The organism is Candidatus Acidiferrales bacterium (assembly GCA_035934015.1).
Lineage (GTDB): Bacteria > Acidobacteriota > Terriglobia > Acidiferrales > UBA7541 > DAHUXN01.
The window spans coordinates 46,520-72,215 of record DASYYH010000008.1 but is presented as its reverse complement, the minus strand read 5'-3'; the positions used below and the strand labels follow the sequence as shown (position 1 = coordinate 72,215).

The 25,696-nt window shown below is 56.8% G+C and carries 21 protein-coding genes; 14 read left to right on the top strand and 7 right to left on the bottom strand.

Annotated elements, in window-relative coordinates:
- Window positions 1–12: 12 nt before the first annotated feature.
- Window positions 13–1,392, top strand: coding sequence for a cytochrome P450 (locus VGR81_04575; protein HEV2288209.1), 1,380 nt, complete (start codon window positions 13–15; stop codon window positions 1,390–1,392).
- Window position 1,393: 1 nt separating this feature from the next.
- On the opposite strand, the gene VGR81_04570 is transcribed toward VGR81_04575, so the two are convergent.
- Both VGR81_04570 and VGR81_04565 read right to left on the bottom strand, forming a co-directional pair.
- Window positions 1,394–1,909 carry a M48 family metalloprotease gene (locus tag VGR81_04570; protein ID HEV2288208.1) on the bottom strand — a complete coding sequence of 172 codons (516 nt, stop codon included), beginning with the start codon at window positions 1,907–1,909 and terminating at the stop codon, window positions 1,394–1,396.
- 9 nt (window positions 1,910–1,918) lie between these two features.
- Window positions 1,919–2,755, bottom strand: coding sequence for a hypothetical protein (locus VGR81_04565; protein ID HEV2288207.1), 837 nt, complete (start codon window positions 2,753–2,755; stop codon window positions 1,919–1,921).
- A 280-nt stretch (window positions 2,756–3,035) separates the two neighbouring features.
- Here VGR81_04565 and VGR81_04560 point away from each other — a divergent pair, with 280 nt between their 5' ends.
- The 4 genes from VGR81_04560 to VGR81_04545 all read left to right on the top strand — a co-directional run bounded on the left by VGR81_04560 (window position 3,036) and on the right by VGR81_04545 (window position 5,633).
- Entirely contained in the window at window positions 3,036–3,509 is a 474-nt protein-coding gene (locus VGR81_04560) for a nuclear transport factor 2 family protein (GenBank protein ID HEV2288206.1), read from the top strand.
- A 42-nt stretch (window positions 3,510–3,551) separates the two neighbouring features.
- On the top strand, window positions 3,552–4,307 hold the full coding sequence (locus VGR81_04555; protein ID HEV2288205.1) for a hypothetical protein: 756 nt from the start codon (window positions 3,552–3,554) through the stop codon (window positions 4,305–4,307).
- Window positions 4,308–4,559: 252 nt separating this feature from the next.
- A complete protein-coding gene (locus VGR81_04550) occupies window positions 4,560–4,766 on the top strand; it encodes a cold shock domain-containing protein (GenBank protein HEV2288204.1) in 207 nt (68 codons plus the stop codon).
- Window positions 4,767–4,907: 141 nt separating this feature from the next.
- Window positions 4,908–5,633 carry a tetratricopeptide repeat protein gene (locus VGR81_04545; GenBank protein ID HEV2288203.1) on the top strand — a complete coding sequence of 242 codons (726 nt, stop codon included), beginning with the start codon at window positions 4,908–4,910 and terminating at the stop codon, window positions 5,631–5,633.
- 92 nt (window positions 5,634–5,725) lie between these two features.
- Here VGR81_04545 and VGR81_04540 read toward each other — a convergent pair whose 3' ends face one another.
- On the bottom strand, window positions 5,726–6,682 hold the full coding sequence (locus VGR81_04540; GenBank protein HEV2288202.1) for a hypothetical protein: 957 nt from the start codon (window positions 6,680–6,682) through the stop codon (window positions 5,726–5,728).
- A 196-nt stretch (window positions 6,683–6,878) separates the two neighbouring features.
- Between VGR81_04540 and VGR81_04535 the strand changes: the two genes are divergently transcribed.
- Window positions 6,879–8,096, top strand: coding sequence for a lactate 2-monooxygenase (locus VGR81_04535; GenBank protein HEV2288201.1), 1,218 nt, complete (start codon window positions 6,879–6,881; stop codon window positions 8,094–8,096).
- Window positions 8,097–8,185: 89 nt separating this feature from the next.
- Here VGR81_04535 and VGR81_04530 read toward each other — a convergent pair whose 3' ends face one another.
- Window positions 8,186–8,662, bottom strand: coding sequence for a hypothetical protein (locus VGR81_04530; protein HEV2288200.1), 477 nt, complete (start codon window positions 8,660–8,662; stop codon window positions 8,186–8,188).
- Window positions 8,663–8,881: 219 nt separating this feature from the next.
- On the opposite strand from VGR81_04530, the gene VGR81_04525 reads away from it, so the two are divergent.
- The 8 genes from VGR81_04525 (at window position 8,882) to VGR81_04490 (ending at window position 18,827) form a co-directional block, all read left to right on the top strand.
- Window positions 8,882–10,159 carry a hypothetical protein gene (locus VGR81_04525; GenBank protein ID HEV2288199.1) on the top strand — a complete coding sequence of 426 codons (1,278 nt, stop codon included), beginning with the start codon at window positions 8,882–8,884 and terminating at the stop codon, window positions 10,157–10,159.
- A gap of 95 nt (window positions 10,160–10,254) precedes the next feature.
- The gene (locus VGR81_04520; protein HEV2288198.1) at window positions 10,255–11,274 is read left to right on the top strand and encodes a rod shape-determining protein; all 1,020 of its coding nucleotides are present in this window, start codon (window positions 10,255–10,257) and stop codon (window positions 11,272–11,274) included.
- A 135-nt stretch (window positions 11,275–11,409) separates the two neighbouring features.
- Complete coding sequence (gene mreC / locus VGR81_04515) at window positions 11,410–12,432, top strand: rod shape-determining protein MreC (protein ID HEV2288197.1); 1,023 nt, start codon at window positions 11,410–11,412, stop codon at window positions 12,430–12,432.
- 25 nt (window positions 12,433–12,457) lie between these two features.
- A complete protein-coding gene (gene mreD / locus VGR81_04510) occupies window positions 12,458–12,973 on the top strand; it encodes a rod shape-determining protein MreD (GenBank protein ID HEV2288196.1) in 516 nt (171 codons plus the stop codon).
- A gap of 101 nt (window positions 12,974–13,074) precedes the next feature.
- Window positions 13,075–14,244 carry an MFS transporter gene (locus tag VGR81_04505; GenBank protein HEV2288195.1) on the top strand — a complete coding sequence of 390 codons (1,170 nt, stop codon included), beginning with the start codon at window positions 13,075–13,077 and terminating at the stop codon, window positions 14,242–14,244.
- Window positions 14,245–14,362: 118 nt separating this feature from the next.
- On the top strand, window positions 14,363–16,234 hold the full coding sequence (locus VGR81_04500; protein HEV2288194.1) for a transketolase: 1,872 nt from the start codon (window positions 14,363–14,365) through the stop codon (window positions 16,232–16,234).
- Window positions 16,235–16,780: 546 nt separating this feature from the next.
- Entirely contained in the window at window positions 16,781–18,445 is a 1,665-nt protein-coding gene (locus VGR81_04495; GenBank protein ID HEV2288193.1) for an ATP-binding protein, read from the top strand.
- Between the two features lie 106 nt (window positions 18,446–18,551).
- Window positions 18,552–18,827 carry a hypothetical protein gene (locus tag VGR81_04490; protein ID HEV2288192.1) on the top strand — a complete coding sequence of 92 codons (276 nt, stop codon included), beginning with the start codon at window positions 18,552–18,554 and terminating at the stop codon, window positions 18,825–18,827.
- A gap of 79 nt (window positions 18,828–18,906) precedes the next feature.
- Here VGR81_04490 and VGR81_04485 read toward each other — a convergent pair whose 3' ends face one another.
- The 3 genes from VGR81_04485 to VGR81_04475 form a co-directional block, all read right to left on the bottom strand.
- On the bottom strand, window positions 18,907–19,338 hold the full coding sequence (locus tag VGR81_04485) for a hypothetical protein (GenBank protein HEV2288191.1): 432 nt from the start codon (window positions 19,336–19,338) through the stop codon (window positions 18,907–18,909).
- A gap of 285 nt (window positions 19,339–19,623) precedes the next feature.
- The gene (locus VGR81_04480; GenBank protein HEV2288190.1) at window positions 19,624–21,552 is read right to left on the bottom strand and encodes a peptidyl-prolyl cis-trans isomerase; all 1,929 of its coding nucleotides are present in this window, start codon (window positions 21,550–21,552) and stop codon (window positions 19,624–19,626) included.
- A 917-nt stretch (window positions 21,553–22,469) separates the two neighbouring features.
- Complete coding sequence (locus VGR81_04475) at window positions 22,470–25,676, bottom strand: hypothetical protein (protein ID HEV2288189.1); 3,207 nt, start codon at window positions 25,674–25,676, stop codon at window positions 22,470–22,472.
- Window positions 25,677–25,696 lie beyond the last annotated feature (20 nt).

Genomic DNA, 25,696 nt, shown 5'->3' with positions numbered 1-25,696 from the left:
CCTCGCTTTCTGATGACTGCCAAGAAGAATCGTCCGCCCGGGCCGCGCGGCAAGCCGCTGCTCGGCGTCATGCTAGAACTGCGCAGGCACGGCTTGAATCTCTTCGTTCGCGCCGCGCGCGATTACGGCGACATTGTTTATTTGCCATTGGCCTTCGGGCAAGAGCGCATCCTGCTTAATCATCCTGCTTTCATCGAGCAAGTGCTCGTCGTGCAGCATCAGAAATTCCACAAGAGCGCGATGGCGCAGGCGGCGACGCGGCGGCTGCTCGGAAACGGATTGCTCAACAGCGAGGACGATTTCTGGCGGCGGCAACGGCGGCTCGCTCAGCCGGCATTTCAAAAAACGCGAGTCAACGAGTATGTGCCTACGATGATTGAGCACGCCCGCGCGCACGCGGCGCAATGGCGCGATGGAGAGGTTCGCGATATCGCCGACGAGATGTCGCGGTTGACGTGCGGCATTGCCGTAAAAACGCTTTTCGGGCTGGACATCGGACCGGAAGCCGATCGCGTGGGAGAAAATCTGACGAGCTTGATGCGGCATCAAATCCATCGCGTGCGTTCGCCAATCCGAATTCCGGCGACCTGGCCTACCCCCGCAAACCGGCGCGCCGATGCAGCATTTGCATATCTCGATTCGCTCGTGTATGGAATCATCGAAGAGCGACGCGCACGGGGCGGCGGGGGCAACGATCTTCTCTCGCATTTGATTGCCGCGATGGACGAAGACGGCACACAGATGACTCCGCAACAGTTGCGCGACGAAACCATGACGCTGTTTCTGGCCGGCCATGAAACCACGGCGCTGACGCTGAGCTGGACGTGGTATCTGCTCGCGCAAAATCCTGCTGCGGAAGCGCGCTTGCAGGAAGAACTTGATCGCGTGCTTGGGGGTCGTTCGCCACGGCCGGAAGATTTGGAATCGCTTCCGTATCTCGCCGCAGTCATCCATGAATCGCTGCGGCTTTATCCGCCCGCTTACATCATGGCGAGACTATCGATCGAATCGTTTCAACTGGGAGATTATTCATTTCCCGCGGGCGCAACCATAATTATGTCGCAATGGGTGACGCATCGCGATGCGCGGTATTTTCCGGAGCCGCTTGTTTTTCGGCCGGAGCGATGGCTCGATGGGTTGATTACGCGGCTGCCGGCGCACGCCTATTTTCCCTTCGGGGGTGGGCCGCGGCGATGTATCGGCCAGGGATTTGCGATGCTGGAAGCAGCGCTGGTGACGGCGGAGCTGGCACAAAAATTCAGTTTCGAATTGGAAGCGGGACAAACGATCGTGCCGGAGCCATTGATCACCTTGCGGCCACGCGGTGGAATTCGAATGCAAATCTATCGCCGGGCTGCAGTTCCCCGGGCGCAGGCATCCGTTGCGTCTTAATTCACTTCACAAATTCCGGCTGCTTGCCCTGCGTCCACGGGTCATAGGTCAGCGCGAAATTCACGCGTTCTGTGAGCGGCGGATGATTGAAGATCCAAAACTCGATGAATGGATTCGGGTCGGGATCAGCCAAGTCTACTTCACCGAGAATTTCAAACGCCTGGGCAGCCACCTGGTTGGAGTTCGGGATCAGTCCGTGCGTGACTTCGAGCCCATACTGATCGGCCTGATGCTCAATGTGACGGCTGAAGGTGTTAGTGATCGGAGAGGCCACAAATCCAAGGATCGCGAACCACAAGAGCAATACGGGCAAGGACGCCCAGTCGTCCGGGCCACGGATGCCCCAAGCGCCGCCCCAGCGCGAGAGCAACCAAAGCATCCCGCGAAATCCGAGGTAGAGCAGAACCAAAAGGACAAGCGCGCCAAAAACCAAACCTTTGTATACGTGGCCTAAGACGTAGTGGCCCATTTCATGGCCGAAGACGAACATGGTTTCAGGAATGGTCATTTTCTGGATCGTCGTATCTCAGACGACGACACGCTTCGAAGCGCCGATGCCGGTGACATAGGCGTCGACGGCGTTGGTCTTCTCGCTGGCCTTCATCAGAAACATGCGATCCGGCGGGATATCCATATTCGCGCGATGAACCACCTGCTCAAGCGCGGTGACAAGCTGTGGGTCGGTATTCTGGAGCGGCTCGAACTTGTTGAAGAGAGGATCAATCACCAGCGGGGCCAGGAAAACCAGGAAAACGAGAATCGGCAAAGTGATGACCCAGAAATAAAGCCACCAGCGGCGCGGGCTGTGCCGGATGATGGCGTAGAGAATCCACACGAGAACGATGCCGAGGATGCAACTGATGATTTGGCTTTTAATCCAGTCCCAGGCCCAAGAGTTCCAACCTTGCACGGAAATCCCATAACTGCGTCCGAGCCAGTGGCCGAATATGTCCGGAGGCAATCCGAGCACTGCAATCGTCAACAGAAGCAAAGGAGCGAAAATTAACGCTTGCACAAAGCGATTGTTCACGCGCCCAGCCCAATCGCGATATTTCGGCGCGAGCTGCCAGACGAGCACTAGCAACAACACAATCACGCCCCAGACGAAGCTGACGAAATAAAGAACGTATTGCGCGCGAGAGTACTTCACGGCCTTTTCGTAGAGGTCCGGCGGGAGCGTGTAGGATTTCACTTGAACCGAGGCCTCGCTGGCTGGCTTCTGCGCGGAGACAGGAGGCTGAGTCTGAGGCGCGGGCGCAGCGGCGGAGATGACTGCGGCAGGTTTCGCAAATACGCCCGGAGCAGCGAGCAAGAAAGTAAAGGGAATCAAGGCCAGGGCATTTCGAATCCGGAAGCGAATCATCTTCCCTCCTTGGAGGAGCAAAGCGCGCGAGACAGCCGCATCGTCAGCGGAGTCCGGTGGCGGCATTATGCTTCGAGTTGCGATTGCGTACAAGCGAGTTCCCTGCGGAGCGAGGCCAGAGAAATGGCGGTCGCACGGTGTCGTCGGCAACCATCGAGAGAATAACAACATCTCTCTGAGCCGAGGCAGGAGTAATGCAAGGGGCCATGGCGGCGGCAAGAAAATCGCGGACGATTCCAACAAAAGCCAGGGCATAAAAACTTCGAACCGAGAGAAAAAGATGAAGCATACAAAGAGCAAGATCCTGGGATTGGCTTGCCTTTTCGTTTTATTAGCCGCACCTTCGTGGGCAGCCGGTTCGTGCAGTCTGCCGCAGCTTGCCAACCAGCGCGAGAACGCGGCAACCATTCAACATCTGGAACATGCGTGGTCGATGGCCTTCCTCACAGGAGATACGCAACTTGAGGGCTGTTTGCTGAGTCCGGACTACAGGGAAATTCGCCGCAACGGAGAGTTGAAGTATCTTCGCGACGAACTGGAAATGGCGGCGAAGAATCGCGGCAAAAACCTGAAAATTCCGCGAATCCCTGAAGTCACGGTCATGATCCACGAGAACGTGGCGGTTGCCTACGCGCTATCCAGTTTTACCGCTCCTGACGGCAAGCTGAGGGCAACGAGATCCGCGGATTTTTTCATCTGGAAAGACGGCGAATGGCACGCATTCTTCTCGCAGCAAACTCCCGTGGCCCCGTGAACAAGAACCGGGCCTGATGCGGCGCTTGGAGCAAAAGCAAGAATGGGCGATGGGACAGTTACCTCTTTGGAAGCCTCAGAGGACGCTGGCGCGGTTTTGGCGCGCATTGGGGATTACGATGTACGAGAGGTAATTCGAGGCGCCGCCATGGGATTGGGATATGGAAAAAGTGTTGCGCGGATCGTGGTTTTTGGGCTTTTGAGCTGTCCAGTGGTGATGGCAGGGCAGCAACCGAGCCAATCGGGACAGACATCGCAATCAACCCAATCGGTGCAGTCCACAGCCGATGCTGCACACAAAGACGCCGACCAGAAGAAACAGGCAGCGAAGCCCAAGCCTGCCGTGTGGACAAATGACAATCTGCCTACAAATCCGAACGGAGTGAGCGTGGTGGGGCAGCCTGCCCCTCCGCCGGCACACGCGGACGACAATGGAACGACCTCCAGCGGACCGGGCGCGGCCAAGACCGGTCCGGAAGATGCCAAGCAGATGGCCGCGGATTTGGCGAAGGCCAGGGCGGATCTGGAAGAGGCGAAAAAACAGCTCGGCGTGATGCAGATTGACCTGACAATCCTGCAGCGCCAGCACAAGCTCGATTCCGACACATACTACGGGCAAACGAATTTCGCGGCGGACACACAAGGCAAGGCCAACCTCGACTCCGAAAAAGCGGCAATCGGAAGCAAGACAAATGACATTCACTCGCAGGAACAAAAAGTCTCCGCGCTACAGGATGTGGTTCAGACGCTGACGAAGAAGCAGAACGCTGCGAATTCGGATACAAATCCAAAATCCTAGAGCCATTTCAAGTTCAGTCTGCGGCCCACATTCCGTTGCGGCAAGGTTTGTTCACGCACGTACTCGTCCTCATTTTGGGCAGTCCAAAGGAATACTCTCGCGCTGGACATGGCGCAGTTTTCTGTGAAAGAATTCCCGGCACTAGGCGGTTTTGCCAAGCCGCGGAGACGGCGCCGCGAATGCTGGCGCGCTCGAACAGCTCCCCGGCAAGAGCAAGACACCCAGGAATTCACGGGAAGAGGAGCAGGACAGTTGGCACGAGAACAGGGTGTGGTGAAGTGGTTTAACGCGGCCAAGGGGTACGGATTCATCCAACGGCAGTCGGGCGAAGATGTTTTTGTCCACTTCTCAGCTATCCAAATGGACGGATACAAATCGCTGAACGAGGGCCAGCTCGTGGAATTTGAGGTGAAACAAGGGCCCAAGGGGTTCCAGGCCGAAAGCGTAACAAAGGTCTAGGCGCGCGCAGCTTTGCCTTCGGCGCTTGTATGGCGATGGCGCTCGAAGAAGAAGGTCGGAACGTTCCCGCGCATGACAACCCGCAGTGCCAGTGTGTTCTGTGCTACGATAAAGACTGCGAATTCTAGCAGGAGATGACGAGTGGCGAAGCATATTTCACGTCAGGAATTGAAGACGGATCAGGTTCAAGAGGCGCTGTCACACAGCGCCGAAGCGGTATTGTCGCACAAGACGGCGCTGATCTACGGGGCGCTGATTGTTATCGTCGTTGGCGGAGCGATTTTCGGCTGGAGATTCTATACGCAACGGCAGACCGTGAAAGCGGCGGCGGGATTCAGCGACGCGATGCAGGTTTTCCAAGCGCCGGTCATTGGCGCAGGCCAGGCGCCGGAACCGAACCAGATCAGCTATTCGGATTCCGCGAAAAAATATCAAGACGCGCTGAAGAAATTCCAAGATGTTGCCAGCCATTACGGAAATACACGACCCGGACAACTGGCGCACTATTACGCGGCGCTGTGTTTCGAACGCCTGAATCAGGACGCACAGGCAATCAGTCAGCTCTCCTCAGTGCAGAACAGCCCGGACCAAGACTTCGCGGCCATGGCGCGGTTTGAACTGGCGCAGATATATGATCGCGACGGCAAAGGCGACCAGGCAGTACAGTTATACAATGAGCTTATGAAAAACCCTTCGGTACTCGTGCCTGAGCCTGAAGTGATGCTGGCGCTGGCGCAGCATTACCGGCAGACGAATCCGGCGCAGGCCGCGAAGCTGTATAACCAGATCAAAGCGCAATACCCCGATTCAGGCGCCGCGGATCAGGCTGATCAGCAATTGGCGCTCATTCCCGCAGGCAAGTCCTAACGTCAACCGAGCCCGACTCACGAAATCAGTGCCAACAGGCGCCGAGCCTGCGACTTCTGCGTTTTCAGCGACGACTCGGCGAGATCAAAAAATCATTGCGTCGCCGGCAGGTAAATCTCCGATGGCGCCAGTAGCTTGACGTGCGCAATCTCGGTGCGCACTTTGAGTTGATGATCATCGCCTTTTTTCGTCGGCGCGGGGCGGAAGGTCAGAAGGTATTGCTGGCTCAGCATTGCATTGAGGTCGCGGAAAAAAGACTGAAATGAGACGGCCGTGCCGCTGCCCTGAAAAAACGAATAGCCGCCCGTGTCGGTGGTCAACTGGTTCAGCGAGCCCTGGCCATTCAGATTCAGGACTTCGCTGCGCGCCTCCAGCCCCGCCGCTCTTACGAAAATACTGAAGATCGTGACATTGGCATTCTGGGCCGCTTGAGTGGCATGGTCGAGCGCAGGATTCTGCCACGGCGCAGTGTCGTGAAATCCATAGGTCGGGTCAATTCCGTCGCTAAGTAAGAGAACTTCGCGGCGCGGCGCATTGCCTGGCCAATGCTTGATGAGGTCGGCGAGAGCCTCGTAGATGCTGGTCATACCGGCGGCAGCGCCCATGGTGATATGCAGTGAATTGATGACCTCTTCTCTGTTGGCTGTGAATGGAGTGCGCAGATCAGCCGCGCCATTCATGGCATAGGCGACGGCGACGGTGGAATTTGAGGGCAAGGCACGAATAAAGGATGCGATTTCGTTGAAATGCGAGCCGAGCCTTGTGCTCGTGTCCTGGTCAATGAGGATAATGAGTTGGAGCTTCGAATCGGGAGTGTTGGTTGGAACCCAATCCACGATCTGTGCCTTCTTGCCGTTTTCGCGGAATAAAACATCTTGCTTCCCCAGCGCGGGGGCAGCTTCGCCGGATTTCGTGGACATCGCCGTAACAGTTATTTGCGCGAGGCCTGGGGCAGCTGGCTGAGAATCCTGAGCAAAGAGCGGAGCAGCGAATAGCAGTCCGGACAGAAAAACCAACACGAAATTGAGGATGCGCGGTTGTTTCTTCATGTTCAGTTCACCTCGATCGATGTATATCGCAACGTATATTCTTCCAGGAATTTAGATGAGAATTCCCCAAGTTTAGATAGCTGTAGACGCACTTGCCGCCACAACGGGCGGCACTCGCGCTCGAATCGGAAAACCAGCGCAGGCAAGGCAGGCTCACCTTGCACACTGGGCCGCGAATGTATAATCTGCGGAGCTTATGTCAGGCGAGAGCCCCAAACCGGCACGGAATTTTGGCCTCGAACGTGAGATAGAAATTTATCAACGGGGTGCGGCGGCGAAGCGGCTTTCCATACCAATTTCGCTGTCTCTGCTGGAAAAGAAGGCCAAAGAAATTATGGACCCGCGCGCGTATGACTACGTTGCCGGAGGAGCAGGCGGCGAAAATACGATGCGCGCGAATCTGGAGGCTTTCTACCGCTGGCGCATCGTCCCGCGAATGTTGCGCAATGTTTCGGTTCGCGATATGAGCGTCGAACTTCTGGGAGCGAAACTTCCCGCACCTGTCCTCCTCGGCCCCGTCGGCGTGCAAGGCATCATTCACAGCGAGGCGGAAGTCGCCTCGGGGCGTGCTGCAGCGTCGCTTGGCCTGCCTTTTGTGCTAAGCACAGTTTCCTCGCGTCCCCTGGAAGAAGTGGCGCAGGCGATGGGTGCGTCGCCGCGGTGGTTTCAGCTCTACTGGGGCAAGAATTCGGAATTGACGGCGAGCATGCTGCAGCGCGCCGAACGAGCTGGGTATTCGGCGCTGATCGTGACGCTGGACACGTCGATGCTTGGTTGGCGGGAGCGCGACCTGGAGCGCGGCTACTTGCCATTCATGCTGTGCGAAGGGCTCGCGAATTATTTCACAGACCCTGTGTTTCGAGCGGCGTTGCGCGAGCCTCCAGAAAAAAATCCTCCGGAAGCCGTGCGGCTGTGGCTGAGCATCTTCACGAATACGGCGGTAACGTGGAGCGACGTTGCCTTTCTGCGAGGGCAGACGAAACTCCCGATCCTGCTCAAAGGCATCCTGCACCCGGATGACGCCTTGCGCGCGATCGATTGCGGCGCGAGCGGCGTGATTGTTTCAAATCACGGCGGCCGGCAGGTTGATGGTGCGATTGGCGCGCTCGATGCGCTTCCTGGTGTGGTTGAAGCAGTTCGCGGCAAAATTCCCGTGCTATTCGACAGTGGCATTCGCCGCGGTGCGGACATAATGAAAGCGATTGCTCTCGGCGCGCGCGCGGCGCTGGTCGCGAGACTATACATCTGGGGGCTTGGCGTGGCGGGCGAAGCTGGTGTACGCGATGCCGTGCTCAATCTGCTCGCGGATTTTGATCTGTCGATGGCGCTGAGCGGATTCGTATCTCCGCGTGAGCTTTCGCCGGCTGCGCTAGTGCGCGGAGATGACGAAAGCTGCAGAACTCTCCGCGGATAAAAACAACCGAATCCCTCGAAATGATGCGATAGCGATCCGCGTTGTAAAGAGCCGCTTTTTCAGAAGTCACTCAAGACAGCGAGAGGATTTCAATCGAACTCGCGCTTTGGCGAGGCCTGATCCGCGCCGACACGGCCGATAGTAATTTCGGCGCGAGAATAGTTTTCAGCGCGAACCGGTGCACCCGCCAATCGGCGCAGCATGGCGATTTGCCCGACGTGCGTTAGCGAATCGGCGATAGGACCCTGGAACAGCCTTTCGACAGGCGCATTCGGCGATGAATCAGAGGCGAGACAATCATCGAATTTCTTGAGCGCTGCAAAAAATCGTTCGGAGCCTTGCGCCCAAGGCATCGGCGCAGAATTGTGCCATTCCTCTTTTCCCGTGGCCATGGAAACACCCCAATCGATGAGGTCGCAGAGATGCGCCAGAATTTGGCCAGGAGTGCGCGTCGTTTCAGAAACACGAAATTCGGCGAAGTTTTCAGGTGCGCCGCGAAGCGCTTTTCCGGCTCGATACGCCAGAGTAGCCAAGGTAAGCCGCAAGAGTTGACGCTTTGCGTCCATATTTCACGGCGCACTTCTTGAGGGCGCCTGCCGGAATCCTATCACGAGCTTGACGGACAGAACGAAGGCGACTGCAACTCCTAAGGCCGAGGGGCCAGCGTCCGGCGGGTCCCCCACCCTGTACTTCCGGGCAAGTATTAGCAATTTCGCAACTTACGCGCCGCTGTATTGAAAGGCCCCAACCCGTATGCTAGATTCGCAAATTAGCTGAATTTTAGGATGACGACGCCAAAAATCACCGACGCGAACCGGCCAAAGATCAATAAAGTAGAGGTCTACTGGCATACGGTTACATACCGCACAGTACTTCTCTACGTTCTCGCATTCTTCATTCTGTTTGCCGCCGCAGGCTACCTGGTCTTCCCCGATTCTTTTGCCGGACTCGTGCGGCACATCACCAAGGTGTTGGAGCCGAAAGACACAAGCGCGAGCGCGACGAATATGCGCGGCGCGCGATTTGTGAACCTCGACGGAAAAGTTGAAGTGAAGCGAGTGAATTCCGTGCAGTGGACAACTGCGGACTACTCACTGACGCTTGAGAAAGGCGACTTGATCCAAACGGGACCAGACGGCGTGGCGCGCATTGCGTTCGCAGACGGTACGACGTATACCGTGCAAGCTGATACGCTCGTGACCGTTGAGGAGATTTTCGTGCCGCAGAATAGCGCATCGAGCGTTGGTATGCATATCAGCTCCGGTGCGGTGGACCTGACGACAGGAACCTGGCAGATTCCAGGGTCGAAAGCGGAAGTTTCATTTCAGGATGCTGTTGCATCGCTGCATGAGAACAGCCGCGCTGACGTGAGAACGGACCCCGGCACAAAGCAAAACCAGATTACTGTGGCGGCCGGCGCGGCGGAAGTGCAGCATGATGGCCAGCAGGTGCAGGTGACGCAATGGCAGCGCGCATCATTCACGGGAAGCGGACCCATCACCAAGACGGACGTTCTGGCGCCGCCGAATCTGGTCCAGCCTGTGAATCTACAGCCAATTATTGTGGCTGATCCGAAAACCACGCCGATTCGATTTGAATGGCAGGCCGTGGATTCAGCGCACGAATACGAACTGGAAATCGGCGACACATCGATGTTTAATCGTGTGCTCGCGGATAAGCGGACAACGGACACGGCCGTGGAAGTCACCGGATTGCCCGCCGGAGAATATTTTTGGACCGTGAAGGCCATTGACGCCAAAGGAACGGAAAGCGAGCCGGCGGGAGCTTCCAAGTTTACTCTGGTGGAGCAGGACAAAGAGCAGAGTATGCTGCTGGAAGTGGACGATATCGAATTCCACGGCAAGGTTGTCGAAGTGATTGGGCGCACGGAGCCTGGGTCCGCACTGATTATCGATGGCGAGCCGGTGGCGGATATCGAGCCCGATGGAACATTCCGGCACTTCACGCAGCCGATGACGTCGGGGCCGCATGTCATTGTGATTACGGGACAAGATCGCAGAGGCGGCACAGGGATTGTCCGCAAGGCGATCGTCGTTCCATAGCATTGGCATCGAAAAGGTAAAGCGCATCGCGAGCAGCAGCGGTTCGTGGGCGGGGGAAGCAGGGCACGAGGGGGTTCATGAAAAACGGATATTCGATGAGATCGGTGTTTAGTCTTTTTTCGTCCGACCTCGCAATCGACTTGGGAACGGCGAACACACTCGTGTTTGCCAAAGGCAAAGGCATCGTGGTGAACGAGCCTTCGATTGTTGCGATCAACAAGAACAACGCGGAAGTCGTTGCCGTGGGCAAGGAAGCCAAGGAAATGCTCGGCCGTACACCCGGCAACGTGGTCGCAATCAAGCCGATGAAGGACGGCGTTATCGCCGACTTCAAAGTCACGGAAAAGATGCTCACGTATTTCATTCAGAAGGCGCATAACCGCCGTGTGCTGGTGCATCCGCGCATCGTCATCGGCGTGCCGAGCGAGATCACACCGGTGGAAAAACGCGCCGTGCAGGATTCGGCGTACCGGGCGCGAGCGAGCGAAGTCTACCTGGTCGAACAGGCCATGGCCGCGGCGATCGGCGCGGGACTGCCAATCGAAGAGCCCTCCGGCAATATGGTGGTGGACATCGGCGGCGGAACAACGGACATTGCGGTGATTTCGATGAGCGGAATCGTGTATTCGCGGTCGGTGCGCGTGGCCGGCAATGAAATGGACGAAGCCGTGATGCACTACCTGAAGCGAAAATACAATTTGCTCGTTGGCGAACGAACAGCGGAGCAAATCAAGATTGAAATCGGCTCGGCGTATCCCCTGGAAAAGCCGCTGACCTTGGAAGTGAAAGGCCGGAACCTGATCGAAGGCGTGCCGCGCACGGTGACCATTGATGACAGCGAAATCCGCGAAGCGCTATCCGAGTGCATCGCGACAATCTTGAATGCGATTCGCGTGGCGCTGGAACGTACGCCTCCTGAGCTTTCCGCGGATATTAGCGACCGCGGTATCGTGCTTACCGGCGGCGGCGCGCTGATCAAGAATCTGGACAAGCGCATTCGAGAAGAAACGGGGTTGCCCGTTTCCATTGCCGATGACCCGCTTGCGTCCGTCGTGCTGGGCACCGGCAAAATGCTCAGCGATTTCCGGCTGCTGCGCCTGGTATCGATCGATTAGCGAGCGGCAGGCAAGAGAACGTAAGCTAGTTTTGGGGATGGCGCTGAGTTCACGAAGGAACGCAGCGCCACCCGCGGAATTGAGATTTCGCGACTTTTAAGTTTCGAGGTTCCAGCCCTAAGCCTCTAAAAAATTATGGATGTCCCTGCCCGCCACCGGCCGCTGGTTCTCCTTGTCGCTGTAACTCTGGCGCAGGTGCTGTTGCTTGCTTTTCAGGTCAAGCAGACGCGAGGCGAACGCCACGTGCTGCTGATTCGCGTTTGGTCCATCGAGCTGCTGACGCCCTTGCAGCGCGCGGGCACTTATGGCATTTCGAAAATCGCGGGCGTCTGGTACGGTTACATCGACCTGCGCCACGCGCACACGGAAAACCAGCAACTCACTCAGGAAGTCGAACAGCTTCGCCTGAAGAATCAGGAGCTCGAAGGCCGTTCCGCCGAGGCGGAGCGTCTCTCGCGCTTGCTCGGCTTCCGGCAAGCGAATGCCAGCATAGCGATGGTCGCGGCTGAGGTGATTGGAGCCGGCGCGGATTCCACCAGCGAGACGATATTCATCAATCGGGGAGCGCGGGAAGGAATCCGCAAGAACATGGCAGTCATCACACCCGATGGAGCAGTGGGCAAAATTTTCGAGGCGCTTTCCTCCACTTCGCAAGTGCTGCTCATCAGCGACAAAGAGAGCGGCGTTGGCGCACTGCTGGCCAACACACGAACGCATGGAGTGGTCAAAGGAACCGGCGATCCATTGCTTTGGATGGACTACGTCACCAGTGACGAAAAAGTGCCGGACGGAGAAAAGGTCCTGACTTCCGGAGAAGACCGCATCTTTCCCAAAGATATTCCGGTTGGCACCGTCGTTTCGACGAAATCCGGATTGCCATTTCAAACCATTGAAGTGCAGCCGGCGGCGCATCTCGACAGACTGGAAGAAGTTTTGGTGCTGCTGACGCAACAACCGCTGACGACGCGGCCGAGTGAGGCGGCTGGGGCTCCCGTAACAGGTTCCGGTGCGAATGCCCTGACCCCACCTATCATTTCGAAGAGCTCCACTCCCGTTGCACCGAGCGATGCTGCTCCGGCGCATAATTCGAAAGAAACGAAGTCCGCGGCTCCCGTGAAAAAACCGACGGGAACGAACCCGCCGCAGGAGCAGCAGTGAGCGCGCGCATGATGCGAGAGAACCGATGACGGTCCGAATCGACTCCGAAACACAACACATCGAAGTTCACAAATTCTACGGCGGCACTGTGATCATCGTGTGTTTTCTGGCACTGGTCACGGAAGCGTTTCTGAATAAATTCACGCCGCGTTTTCAAGTGCTGGAATTGCCGCTGCTGGCGGTTGTCTATTTCGGATTGAGCCGCAGGAATTCGGTTTCGGGACTGTTTTTGGGCGTGATCGTGGGCCTTCTGCAAGACGGCTTGAGCCTCGCGCCGATCGGCCTCTACGGGATTGCCAAAGGATGCATCGGCTATCTGGCATCGTCGGTCGGGGCACGACTCGATACGGAACATCCCCTCAGCCGGCTCATCCTCATGTTCCTTTTTTTTCACGTCCACCAGATCATTTATGCCTTCACATGCCATCTTCTGCTCGACCGTCCGGTGCCATTCTTCAGCGTCCACCTGCTGATCGCGTCGACCGTCAATGCGGTGATCGCAGTGTTTTTGTTTGCAGGCTTAGATCGCCTGCGAAAATAGCCGTTCCTTCGATTGCGTTCTCGCTTCCCTTAGCCTAACATTCGCGCCCGAACATGACGGGTACGGGATCCTTCGCCGATCGCGCGAACCAACGAAATGCTGTGATCTCTTGCTTCCTCGGTTGGACGCTGGATGCGTTCGATTTTTTCGTGCTGACGTTTATCGTTGTGCCGATCGGCAAAGAATTTCACCGCAGCGTCCTTGACATCACTTTCGCTGTCGCCGCCAGTCTTTTTACGCGTCCGATTGGCGCCTTCATTTTTGGACTCCTTGCGGATCGTTTTGGGCGCCGCCTGCCTTTGATCATTGATATCCTGTTTTACTCAGTCATCGAGGTTCTTTCCGGATTCGCGCCCAGCTACTCGGTCTTCATTGTTCTGCGACTGCTCTACGGAATCGGCATGGGAGGCGAATGGGGCGTGGGAGCTTCGCTGGCATTGGAATCCGTCCCTGCGGAATGGCGTGGAGTCATTTCAGGTTTGCTGCAGGAAGGCTATGCGCTTGGCAACTTGCTTGCGGCCGTGGCGTACTGGCTGATCTTTCCTCATTTTGGCTGGCGAGCGATGTTTTTTGTCGGCGCGCTGCCCGCTCTGCTGACGGTTTTCATCTTGCTGAAAGTGAAAGAGAGCGCCGCCTGGACAGAAACGGCGGCACGCAGCGATTGGCAGTCCTACAGGAAGGCTATTTTCAAAAATTGGAAGCGTTTCGTCTATCTCGTGGCGCTCATGGCATTGGTGAATTTCATTTCCCACGGAACACAAGACTTGTACCCGACGTTCCTTCAGTCCCAGCGTGGCTATTCTACGGGCACCACAGCATTGGTCGCAGCGATGTCGATGGTTGGCGCAATAACCGGAGGGATTCTCGTGGGCCTTTATTCCGATCGCCGTGGACGCCGTCGCGCTATGATCCTGGCCCTCGTTTCGGGAGTTGTATTGATTCCTGCGTGGATCGCTGCGCCGAACTTTGCTGTGATTCTAGTCGGCGCGTTCTTCATGCAATTCATGGTGCAAGGCGCGTGGGGCGTGATCCCCGCGCACATCAATGAGCTTTCGCCAGACAGGCTGCGGGGTTTTTTCCCGGGGTTTGCTTATCAGTTGGGAGTGCTGATCGCGTCTTTCAGTCCAACCATCGAAGCGTACTTGGCAAAGCGGATCAACTATGGACATGCCATGGGAATTTTCGCAGCGATTGTACTTGTCGCCGGGGCGATTACCGTCGCTCTTGGTCCCGAGGCGCACGGAATCAAATTTGGACGCGAAGTGAATTAGACACCGGTCGCATGGCATTCTTGCGATAGCTTTTTTTTCTCTAAAGAAGCGTCATTTCGCGGGTTCGGTTTAAGGGACAGTAGTAAAATCGGCGATAGACTCGCCTGGGGGAGGATTCATGAGTGTAACGTCACAGCCAGCCCCGTCTTCATCGACGATTGATGCGATCCGCGAGAAGGCCCGGCGGCTTGCGATTCTGTCGATGATGTCCACAACTGCCGCGGGCTCCGGCCATCCAACGTCCTGCCTGTCCGCAGCTGAGCTCACAGCGGGCGTTTTTTTCTACGCCATGAAATTCGACCCGAAGAATCCGAATGGACCGGAGAGCGACCGTTTCGTTCTTTCCAAGGGACACGCGGCACCGCTGCTTTATGCCGCACTGGCGGAAGCGGGCGTGTTTCCCGATTCGCGCGTGATGACGCTGCGGCAATTTTCAAGCGAACTGGAAGGCCATCCGACGCCGCGGATTCCGGGCGTTGACGCCGCAACAGGCTCGCTGGGCCAGGGGCTCTCGGTCGGCGCAGGTCTGGCGATTGGCGCAAGGATGGATAAGCTTGACACGCGCGTCTACGTCCTGCTGGGCGACGGCGAGCTGGCGGAAGGAAGCGTATGGGAAGGCGCGGCATTCGCAGGACACTACGCGATCGATCATTTGATTGCCATTGCGGACATCAATGCCCTGGGCCAGAGCGATCGGACGATGTACAAGCACGACACGGAAATCTATCGCAGAAAATTCGAATCTGAAGGCTGGGACGCCCAAGTGATCAACGGACATGACATCGCCGCGATTCTGGCTGCTCTGGATCGCGCGAAAGCGGCGAAAGGCCGCCCGCAGGCAATCATTGCGCGCACGCTCAAAGGTCATGGCGTCAGCTTCCTAGCTGACAAAGACGGCTGGCATGGCAAGGCGCTTTCGAAGGAGCAGCTTGCGAAGGCCATCGAAGAAATGGGCGGGCCAATTGACGTGTCCGCCGATTCCGGCCGCTCCTACGAGAGAACCAATTTGCCCCAGCCGCCGGATTTCGCCGAACTGCCTGCGCCGAGCTACAAGTCGGATGATTTGGTGGCGACGCGCGAAGCATACGGAGCCGCCCTGAAGCGAATTGGAGCGATCAATCCACACGTGGTGGCTGTGGATGGCGATGTAAAGAACTCCACTTTCGCCGAGATTTTTGGCAACGCGTATCCGGAGCGTTTCTATCAGGGGTACATCGCGGAACAAAATATGGTCAGCGTTGGCGTGGGCCTGGCGGCGCGCGGCAAAGTGCCATTCCTTTCATCCTTTGCGTGTTTCCTCGCGCGCGCGTACGACCAGGTGCGCATGGCGGCAATCAGCCGCAGTCCCATCAAACTTTGCGGATCGCACTGCGGCGTTTCGATTGGCGAAGATGGGCCGTCGCAGATGGCGCTGGAAGACATCGCCGCATTCCGGGCAATTCACAGCTCCGTGGTTTTATATCCTTCAGATGCGTATTCGGCGGAACGGCTTACGGAAGAAGCCGCGCGTCTTCCGGGAATTACCTACATTCGCACATCGCGGCCGAAGACGGCCTTGCTCTATTCCGCGGCGGACAAGTTCCCTGTGCCGGGATTCAAGGTCTTGCGGCAAAGCGAAAACGATCGTGCTTTGGTGATTGGGGCAGGGATTACCGTTCATGAAGCGTTGAAGGCGTGTGAGGAACTGAAGAATCATGGCGTGAGCATTCGTGTTTTGGATTTGTATTGCGTCAAGCCGATTGATGGAAAAGAAATTGCCAGGCAATTGAATGCCGCAGGCGGCTGCCTTGTCACCGTGGAGGATCATTATCCGGAGGGCGGTTTGGGAGAAGCAGTGATTCCGGCATTAGTGGAGGCCGGAACAGCACCCAAGAAATATACGAAACTTGCCGTAAATGGAATGCCGCACTCAGGCAAACCCGAAGAGCTGATCGATGCGTTCGGCATATCGGCGCGACATATAACCGAGGCGATTCTGGGTCAGTCCTGATGCGGGTGGCAGAGAACGCAAAGCGAAATCGCCTTGGGTGAACCCAGCTCAAGAAACTAATGCCGTGGCTGTGCCATAGCGGTGCACCTATTTCCCATTCGGGCCAAATCCGAACTAGCGCCTCGTTAGGCCTCCGCAAGTACAAGAGCCTTCAGCGGCGATTCATTTTCCTTTGGCATGCAATGTGCGACGCATCAAGACATGGCTCCACGTGTCCCTACCCCTCAGCCTTCCTCAGATGACCTGCGGCCTCGTCTAACTCCGAAACCAACGTTGATGCAGAGCCGGTTCATCCTGATGGAAGGCGCTGCCGTCATTCTCGCACTGATTCTCATGACTGCTGTTATGGGGGCGACAATATTAATGAGGTCCGCGGTAGGCTCTACTCTCACAACGCTTCACCGGCGGATCGAGCTTCACTCTAAATACCGGGCGGCGTTCGATCTAACGATCCTAAGCTTTTGGCGTTGTTATGGCACATGTACGCCAGATTTGCTCGTCGAATACCGAAATTCTGCCATCGAGCTTCGCACCATAGAAAAACAATTGGAAGATCCATCTTCGCCAGCGGAAAGCCAGCAAGAAGCGAAAACGATTGCACCGTGGCAAAACCGCCTATTGCGGATCACGGATCACCTCGCGTCGATACAAAACGTTTCGAAAGCGGACGACGCTGCCTCCGAACAGATTCCAATCGAGGAGGGGAATATCCAAGATGCCCTTCGCCTGATTCAGGAAAAGCAATTCGAGGACTTGACGAATGCTACGAGCCGCATGGACCACTACAACGAGCTAGTACGCACATTCGTGCTGATTCTTGGTTTTTTCCCTGTGCTGATTCTTTTGTATTTTCACCATGTGCGGCGCCGGCACATTTGGAACCCCCTCGACCAATTGCGGCGCATGGTGATGGAAGTAAAAAGCGGAAATCTGGACGTCAAAGGCGAGGTGCCAGACACCATCGAGCTTGGGTCGGTGACCACGGCGTTCTTGTCCATGGCCGCGGAGCTTCGCGACATGCGCGACTCACTGGAAGAAAAAGTCCGCCATCGCGCGACGCAGCTCGAAGCGGCCCACAAAGATCTTTTGCGGGCGGCAAAGCTGGCCTCGCTGGGACAATTGGTCTCCGGCGTTGCGCACGAGATCAATAACCCGCTGACCTCCATTCTAGGGTTCAGTGAGGTAGTCCTATCGCACCCCAAGCTCGAATCTGCAACGCGCGAGCATGTCCAGACCATTCGCGTCGAAGCGCTGAGATTGCGGCGCGTAGTCGCGAGCCTGAATCAATTTTCCCGCCGTGCGCCGCAAAAGCTGCACCGTATGGACCTACGGGTCATTCCGGATCGTCTGCTCGAGGTGCGTTCTTATCAGCTGGCCGCGAATAACGTCCAGATTCGCTATACGCGTGGGGAAAATCCAATCTGGATTAATGGCGATGCGGATTCCCTGCTGCAGGTGATGTTGCAACTGGCCTTGAATGCGGAACAAGCGATTCGAGACTCACGGGAGCGAGGCGAGATTTGCCTGGAGTGCGGGATCGTTTGCGGCAAGGCGCGAATCTCCTTGGAGGATGACGGATGCGGCATGCCCGCAGAAATTCGCGATCATATTTTCGATCCATTTTTTACGAGTCGACAAAGCGGAAAAGGAACAGGGCTCGGGCTGAGCATTTGCCACGGCATCGTTGAACAACATCAGGGAGAAATCACTGTCGAAAGCGAACCGGGCAAGGGCACAAAAATGTGCGTGCTGCTGCCGCTTCTCGGTGACGGACAGGCAGCGGTCTCCGAGGAGAAAAACTGGCAGAGAGAGGAAAAGCTGGTGGCCGCGGACCCGGGCGCATCGCAGCGATTTCTTGTGATTGACGATGAGTCTGACATTCTCAATTTGGTTTCGACGGTCCTCGGCAAATCCGGAGCGACGGTCGTCACGTTGCAAGATTCCACGCAACTGGAGAAGCACTTGGAGGGCGTCGACTTTGATGCTGTTCTGTGCGACTTGAAGATGCCGGGGCTCGACGGCCTTTCCGTGCTGCGCAAACTCCGCGAGAGAAGGCCTGAGCTTGCGCGGCGGTTTTTGCTCATGACCGGCAACCTGGCGGATTCAGACAAAGCCCAGGTCGAACTCGAGGGTGTCCCGATCCTTCCGAAGCCATTTACGCTGGCGCGCCTGCGGGAGATACTCGGTCAGCTCGCGATTTATAGCAACTGAGCGATGCGGACTTTGCCTGGGGGCAAGCACAAAGCGTGTAAATCGCAAGACGGTATGCTATGTTTCGAGGCTCGCACCGGAAGAATTATTGCCGGCGCGCGAAAATATGACCGAAAAACTCGTGTTCGTTGGAGCCTTGCCGGAAGTCGTGGTCGTCGAGAGCGGCGACCAGGTCGCATGGTTTGCGGCTGGCGGAAAACTGCGCGTGGAATTCGATCCGCAGCGATGCCCCTTTTCTTCGAACGTCTTCGAGGCGCCCGCCGGGATGCGATTGATGAGCGGGGCGCCTCGCGCGGGGATTGTCGCAGGATCCTACAAATATCAACTATCCATCAATGACCATGTGGTCGCGCACGGCGAAGTGATTATCCGTTCGAAATAGCCAAGGGAGCGGACGGACACCCGAAGGCTCAAATCCTGCGCGAAAACTGCGCGGCTAGACGGTCGTCAACGCACCAGGATCAGTCGCTTGCCAGGGCCGTTCTGCCCGAACTGATGGACTCCGCCAGTATGTGGCGCGCCTGTGCCAAACGAAATGCCGAGACCGGCCGGCGGGCCGGGACCACGAAACTCGCAGCGCGGCGCGGAAAATCGCGGCGGCGGTCAAAATGCAAGCCAAGCTCGGCGAGCATTTCGCCCGTGAGCTTGGGGTCGTCACTGCGCTCGACGCCCCAAAACCAAAGGCGATCCTCGTTCTTCTGCAAGAGCTGAAGGGCCTCTTCCAGCTTCTTCATCGCAACGTCAAACGACGACACAAGAAAGAAGACAGGCAAAGACCACGTTTCGCGCCCAAAGGCGGCCTGAATGCGAACGGAATATCTTCCGTTCTGATTGACTTCTATGCAGCAACGGTACTCGTTGCGGTGAATGATCGTCTTTTGATTCTGGCTCATAATGGTCCTCAGTTCTGGGGAAGCCGTCTGATCGTTTGATTCTCTAGTCTTGAATGTCACTTTTTGTAACCGAAGGAGAGACCTGATGACTCGTCGGAATCGGCAACTCTCATCATTCCATCCGTAGGTCGTACAAACGGGCAGGACGAGGTATCTCGGTCGACCGCGCCCCGTTGGCTACAGGGCCTTGCGCTGCAGAAGAAATATGCTAGACGACGGGAATGGGGGAAGCAAGCACAAAATCACAGCGAGGGCTCCGATTATAAAGCTAATAATTTGTTATAGTTAGCTAGATGCTGGAGTTGTGAGAACCTTCAAATTTGCTTCGTTGAAGACGAGCTTTCCTTGCTCTTGATAGCGCTTCATTAGAGCATCGTGGAAGGCCTCGAAGGCGACATTTTGCTTATCGGTGAGAATTTGCTGCTCGAGATCGGCCTTGGCCTTCGCAAAATCGTCGGGATTCACCTCTTGCTTCGACTTTACTTGATACACGATCCAGTTTCCTGCAACCTGCACAGGCTCGCTGGATTGACCCACGGACATACTAAACGCCGTTTCTAGGTCCTTCGCGGGTCCGAGATCCGTGACCTGGCTCGTGCGCGTGATGGGATCGGTGGTCTTGACGTCGAAACCAAGCGATTTGGCAACTTTGTCGAGCGGCTCGCCCGCTTTGACGCGCTTGGCCAGGTCCGTGGCCTTCTGTAAGGCAAGGTCTTGAGCCTTTTCCTGCCGGTAGTCGGCGAGTACGCGATCGTGAACCTCAGCCAGCGTCCCCTGATGCGCGGAGACAGTCTTATCGACCGTGATGATGACATAGCCACGATCAATCGAAATCGGCTGGCTCAATTCCCCCTGATGCAATGAGAACAGGGCTTCCTTGAGGTCTTGCGAATTGCCTAAATCGCCGACGGAACCATTCAGGTCCGCAAGCGGCGTTTCACCCGTTTCGAGATTAAATTCTTTTGCAATGGCGTCGATCGGCTGATGATTGGATTGCCGGATGGCTGCGGCCATCTTGTCGGAGATGGCCGTTTCCTCGTCGTTCACTTTCTCTTGCGTCAGGGTCTGGATAATGGAATCGCGGACCTCGGCAAGAGCTTTGGTATGCGCGTCTTCGCGATCGACGACCTTTATAATGTCAAAGCTATAGGGCGTCTGGACGACATCTGAAACGCCCCCCTTCTGCAGACCGAAAGCGGCCTTCTCGAAGGCAGGCGCGGTCTGGCCGGCGACGATCCAGCCAATGTCTCCGCCCTTGGCTTTGCTGTTCGTATCTTCCGAGTACTTTTTGGCAAGATCCTCGAAATTCGTGCCGTGCTTCGCTTGATCGTCAATCTTTTGTGCTTGCTGCTTGGCGAGCGCGACTTCGGCGTCCGTCTTGCCGAGAGTATTAAAGCTGATGTGCTCGACGTGAATACGATTTTCAACTTTGTATTCGCCGATATTCTGCTGGTAGTAGGTCTGGATGTCCGCGTCGCTAATTTTAATGGATTGCTTCAATTGGTTCAGATCGAGAAGGGCATACTTGGCAGAGCGCCGTTCAGGCACCTGGTATTTGGATTGATTCTTGGCAAAGTAAGCTGAGAGCTCGGCATCGGTAGGACTAATTGCGGATTCGAGCGCTGATGGTTGGATCTCGGCATACTCGAGCTGAACCTTTTCATTGAGCCAGCGATAGCGCTCCTGCAATTCCCCGGGAGAAACGGTTATGCCATCTGTAACCAAATCCTTGAACTTCTCCATGAGCAGCGCCGTGCGCACGTAATCCTCGAATTGCGGCACGGACATGCCCGTGCGCATTTGCACTTCCTGCGCATAGCGGTCGGCGCCGACCCAAGTGTCGCCGATAAAGGCCGTGGGAAGAAGCTGTTTGATGCGCTGGGTGATCTCGTCATTGGTAACCTGGATGCCCAAGCGGTCGGCTTCCATGGCCAGGACGCGCTTGAAAATCATCTGGTCCAGCACCTGGCGCAGATAAATCCCCTGAAGAACCGGAGGCACGTTCTGACCACGCGTCTGCTGGGCAAATTCCTGCTGAACGTCAACGGCGGTTATGTTTTCTCCGCCGATGGTGGCCACGGCATCAGGGCTGCCGACTGTGCCGAGAGGCGAAGTGGGAGCGAGAGTGATGACCATCGCGCCGCAAATCAAGAGCAAAACTCCGCCCAGGACGATTTTGACTGCTGTCTTGCTCTGGCTCAGATTCTTCAGCACTGACTGTCATCTCCCACAACAAATCAAACAATTATAGAAGAGGCTGGCAAATCCCTCAACTTGAATCGCGTGTGGCGGATCCGTGAACGCCGGGCAAGCAGACGCCTGGCCAGAACTTGGCGGAGAAAAATGGCAGAGGGAAGCTCTGCAACGTCCATACCATATATGGTGTTCTTTCTTCTTGACACACAAGTCCGGTGCGCGCAGAATCCACGGCGATTCTTCGATGGCGCGACCGACGCGTGTGGTCCGTGGGGGAATCGCGGCGCCGGACGCTTTGACTTCGAGATCGGGGGAGAGTCAAATGGCGTATTTGCCCGGCCGCACGGTACAGTGCGTAAACCCGGAGTGCGCAGCGCGCGGGCACTGGCTGCGCGTCGATCTGGCGTTTGCGGAGCGATGTTCGAATTGCGGTTCACCGCTGCGAAACGTGCCTCCGCCATTGACACCGCACCTGCGCATGCGGCCGAGACTGCAATTGAGCTACCGGCCGCGGGCGCGCTGAGAGATTTTCGTGGAAAGTTTGGTTGCGGCGAACGTCCCCGCAGCCGCAGGTACGAGAAGCTCTGTCACATGAATCTGTGGAAGGCCCCGAGAAATCGGGGCCTTACCTGCTTTGGATGTCGTCCTGGCCGATACCGCGAATTTTGAGCCGCCACGCGATCAACATGCACTAAAGAAAATAAAGAGGCGGCCGGTGGGGGTGCCGGCCGCCGTGGGCATGGGGTGATGGAGGTGCAGACAATTTCGAAACCCAAATGACGCGGGGGGCGCATCGCAGGGCCTCGAACAGTTGTGATTCTGCCTTGACGTCCCGGGAGCGTCGATAGACCAGAAGGTTCAATCGGTTCTGGTACCAACGTACCGGTCGTTTTCCGTCGCTCATCCTCCAGATAATTCGCGGTTTGACGCTCTTGCTATTCGCCGCGCCTTCTTTGCGGTTGCACCGTTTCAATCGTGATGTGCGGGACGCCCGCATTGTTCAGAGCCTTGTTCAAGTTCGCGAGGTCCGTATTCACGAGACCATGAACAACGTCCATCGCCTGGCTCAGCCCCTGCGTGACGGCGGCGGCCTCATCTTTTTCCGGCTGTGTCGGCGCAGCGGAATAGCCTTCGAGCTGGAACATCAGCCGACCAATGCGCATCGGGAGAGGCGGAGCCGTATAGTGCAAAGGACCGCCGGCGCTGCCGAATCCCGCCGCAGAAATGAATTTGTCGCTGATATCGTTGACCTTCTTGGAAAGCGCTTCCGCTTGCTTCTGGATGTCGTCCGGAATCTTCGGAGCGCCGGGCTTTTTCCAGGCAGCCAGCGTGTCGGTGAGGGACTTCTTCAGGCCCGCGACAGTTTTTTGACCTTCATCCGCGGTCTTGTAGAGAGCGTAGAGCTGCATGACCAAGTCATGGCGCGCAGCGCGATCTGCGTCGCTGATCTGAATGCGGGGATCTTCCATAACCCGCACGGTTTGTGTCTGAGAATCGTCCCCGAGGGAAACCTTTACTGTGTAAGTTCCAGGGTCGACCATGGGGCCGCGTGGCCCGCCGGCGAAGAAACCCTGCGACTGCGCGGCAAGCTGCTCGGGAGTCGGTTTCACCGGCGGATCGTAGGCCAAATCCCAATTGACGCGATTGATGCCCGCCTCCGCCTTTGTATCGTCGATCTCGCGAATCTCTTTGCCGAAAGAATCGAGCACGGTGATTTTTAGGTTTGTTCCCTTCGCGGGCTTCGCCTTCAGGTAAAAGTCGATGAGCGCGCCATCCGGAGGGTTCGGTCCGAGGAAGACCTGCTGCGCCTCGAACCAGCGATTCTGATAGATATGCCAGGCGATGGTGTTGCGAACAGGAAAGAGATGCAGATTTTCCCCGAGTACTTGCGAGTTCAGTTTCTGCAGCGGGGTCATGTCGTCGAGAATGTAAATCGAACGGCCATGCGTCGCGAGGATAAGATCGTTTTCGCGAGGCTGGACTTGAATATCATCCACGGGCACAGTGGGCAGGCCCATGCCAATCTTGTTCCAGTGTTCGCCGCCATCCACGGAGAAATACGCGCCGAACTCCATTCCGGCGAAGAGAACGTTGGGATCGCTCGGATGCTCGCGAATCACGTGCAGAGTACCCGTGTCCTCCGGGATGCCGGAGGAAATGGACTTCCAGGATTCGCCGTAATTCGTGGTCTTGAAGAGATAGACGTGAAAATCGTTCTTGCGATGCCCATCGAAGGCTACATAAGCCGTGCCTTCATTGAATTTCGAGGCCACGACACGCCCAACGTAGGTGCCTTGAGGCACGCCGGGGACGCGGCTCGCTATGTTTTTCCAATTCTGTCCGCCGTCGCGTGAAACTTGCAGATTGCCATCGTCGGTGCCAACCCAGAGAACAGAGGCGTTCACCGGCGATTCATCGAGCGTGGTGATTGTGGGATACCATTCGACGCCGTCGTAGAGCGAAAGCGTGTCTTTCGTCGGAAGCTGACCCAGAATCGGCAGCGTGTTGCGGTCCACGCCGGTGGTTAAGTCGCCGCCGAGCTTCGTCCAACTGTTGCCGCGATCGGTGGACTTGAAGAGAAAATTCCCGCCGTAATAAATCGTGTTGTGGTCGTGCATGGAAATGAGCAGAGGTGAATTCCAGTTGAAGCGATACGGCGGGTCGCCTTCCTTCGGCACTGGTCGAATGTTTAGCGCTTCGTTGGTGCGAAGATCACGGCGCTGGACATTGCCATCCTGTGATTCGGTATAAACTGTCTGCGGGTCCTCAGCATCCGGCTTCACATAAAAACCGTCACCACCGCCAACCATGAACCAGTCACTATTGGGAATGCCTCCGGCAAACCACGTGCGACTCGGACCACACCATTCGGCGTTGTCCTGATAACCGGCGCAGACGTGATACGGCTGCTGATTGTCGTAGCCCACTTCATACGCCTGGCCGAGTGGCATAACGTTCAGGTGATCCCAGTCGCGCCCGGCGTCGCGGCTTTCGTAAATTCCACCGTCGCAGCCGACCAGCATGTAACTCGAATCTTCCGGGTCAATCCAGATGGCGTGAAAATCGCTGTGCACGTCCTTGACGCGCTGCGTGGTGAAGCTCTTTCCGCCATCCTCGGAGTAGGAAATCTCGACGCCACCCATCCAGATGCGCAGGTCGTTATTAGGATCGACGCGAATCTGGCTGAAATATGACGGGCGCGGGTCGTCAGAACTCATTTTCGTCCACGTCGCGCCTTTATCCTCGCTGCGGAAGACGCCGCCATTGGCGTTTTGAATCAGAGCGTAGACGATATTGGGATTCTTGCGGTAAACGGCGAGGCCGATCCTGCCGTCATCGCCAGTCGGCAGACCATTGGTCAGCTTGGTCCAGGTCGCGCCGGAATCGGTGGTCTTGTAGACTCCACTTCCCGGGCCGCCTCCATTGAATCCCCAAGTTGTGCGGCGGCGCTCGTAAGCAGCGGCATAGAGAGTCGTGGGGCTCTGTGGATCGATGGCCACGTCGGTGACGCCGGTGTCCACATTGAGGTAAAGAACTTTGTTCCAGGTCTTGCCGCCGTCCGTGGTCTTGAAAAGCCCGCGCTCCTCATTCGAGCCCCAGAGATGGCCGACGGCGGCCACGTACACGACATCGGCGTTCGCGGGGTCAATTACGATGCGGCCAATTGCCTGAGTGTCGTCGAGACCCATGTGTGTCCAGGTGCTACCGCCATCGGTCGACTTGTAAACGCCGTCGCCCCAGGATGCGCTCTGCCGATTGTTGGCCTCGCCTGTTCCTACCCAGACGGTGGAGGGGTTCGAAGGCGCAACGGCGAGCGCGCCAATCGAGGGATTCGGTTCGTTGTTCCACGTGGAACTCCACGTCGCTCCGCCGTCGGTGGATTTCCAAACACCGCCCGCCGCGGCGCCGAGATAAATTGTCTCGGGATCAGTGGGGTCCACGGCGAGATCGTCAATCCGGCCACCCATAATTGCTGGACCGATGGCGCGCATTTTCAGGCCCGCGGTTGCGGACTCCACCGTCTGCGGTGCGGCTTGACCCTGTGCATTCGCTACTGGCAGACAAATCCATACGAACGCCAGCAGCAACGCGGCGGAAAAAAACGGAGCAAAACGAATGGAACGAACGTGGAATCGCTTCATCGAACTCACCCTCCCGAATT

Coding starts and splice junctions, on each gene's coding strand:
- VGR81_04490 (HEV2288192.1), top strand. CDS start 18,552: ATGACCGAAAAACTCGTGTTCGTTGGAGCCTTGCCGGAAGTCGTGGTC.
- VGR81_04520 (HEV2288198.1), top strand. CDS start 10,255: ATGAGATCGGTGTTTAGTCTTTTTTCGTCCGACCTCGCAATCGACTTG.
- VGR81_04560 (HEV2288206.1), top strand. CDS start 3,036: ATGAAGCATACAAAGAGCAAGATCCTGGGATTGGCTTGCCTTTTCGTT.
- VGR81_04555 (HEV2288205.1), top strand. CDS start 3,552: ATGGGCGATGGGACAGTTACCTCTTTGGAAGCCTCAGAGGACGCTGGC.
- VGR81_04530 (HEV2288200.1), bottom strand. CDS start 8,662: ATGGACGCAAAGCGTCAACTCTTGCGGCTTACCTTGGCTACTCTGGCG.
- mreD (HEV2288196.1), top strand. CDS start 12,458: ATGACGGTCCGAATCGACTCCGAAACACAACACATCGAAGTTCACAAA.
- VGR81_04575 (HEV2288209.1), top strand. CDS start 13: ATGACTGCCAAGAAGAATCGTCCGCCCGGGCCGCGCGGCAAGCCGCTG.
- VGR81_04525 (HEV2288199.1), top strand. CDS start 8,882: ATGACGACGCCAAAAATCACCGACGCGAACCGGCCAAAGATCAATAAA.
- VGR81_04535 (HEV2288201.1), top strand. CDS start 6,879: ATGTCAGGCGAGAGCCCCAAACCGGCACGGAATTTTGGCCTCGAACGT.
- VGR81_04475 (HEV2288189.1), bottom strand. CDS start 25,676: ATGAAGCGATTCCACGTTCGTTCCATTCGTTTTGCTCCGTTTTTTTCC.
- VGR81_04565 (HEV2288207.1), bottom strand. CDS start 2,755: ATGATTCGCTTCCGGATTCGAAATGCCCTGGCCTTGATTCCCTTTACT.
- VGR81_04500 (HEV2288194.1), top strand. CDS start 14,363: ATGAGTGTAACGTCACAGCCAGCCCCGTCTTCATCGACGATTGATGCG.
- mreC (HEV2288197.1), top strand. CDS start 11,410: ATGGATGTCCCTGCCCGCCACCGGCCGCTGGTTCTCCTTGTCGCTGTA.
- VGR81_04485 (HEV2288191.1), bottom strand. CDS start 19,338: ATGAGCCAGAATCAAAAGACGATCATTCACCGCAACGAGTACCGTTGC.
- VGR81_04540 (HEV2288202.1), bottom strand. CDS start 6,682: ATGAAGAAACAACCGCGCATCCTCAATTTCGTGTTGGTTTTTCTGTCC.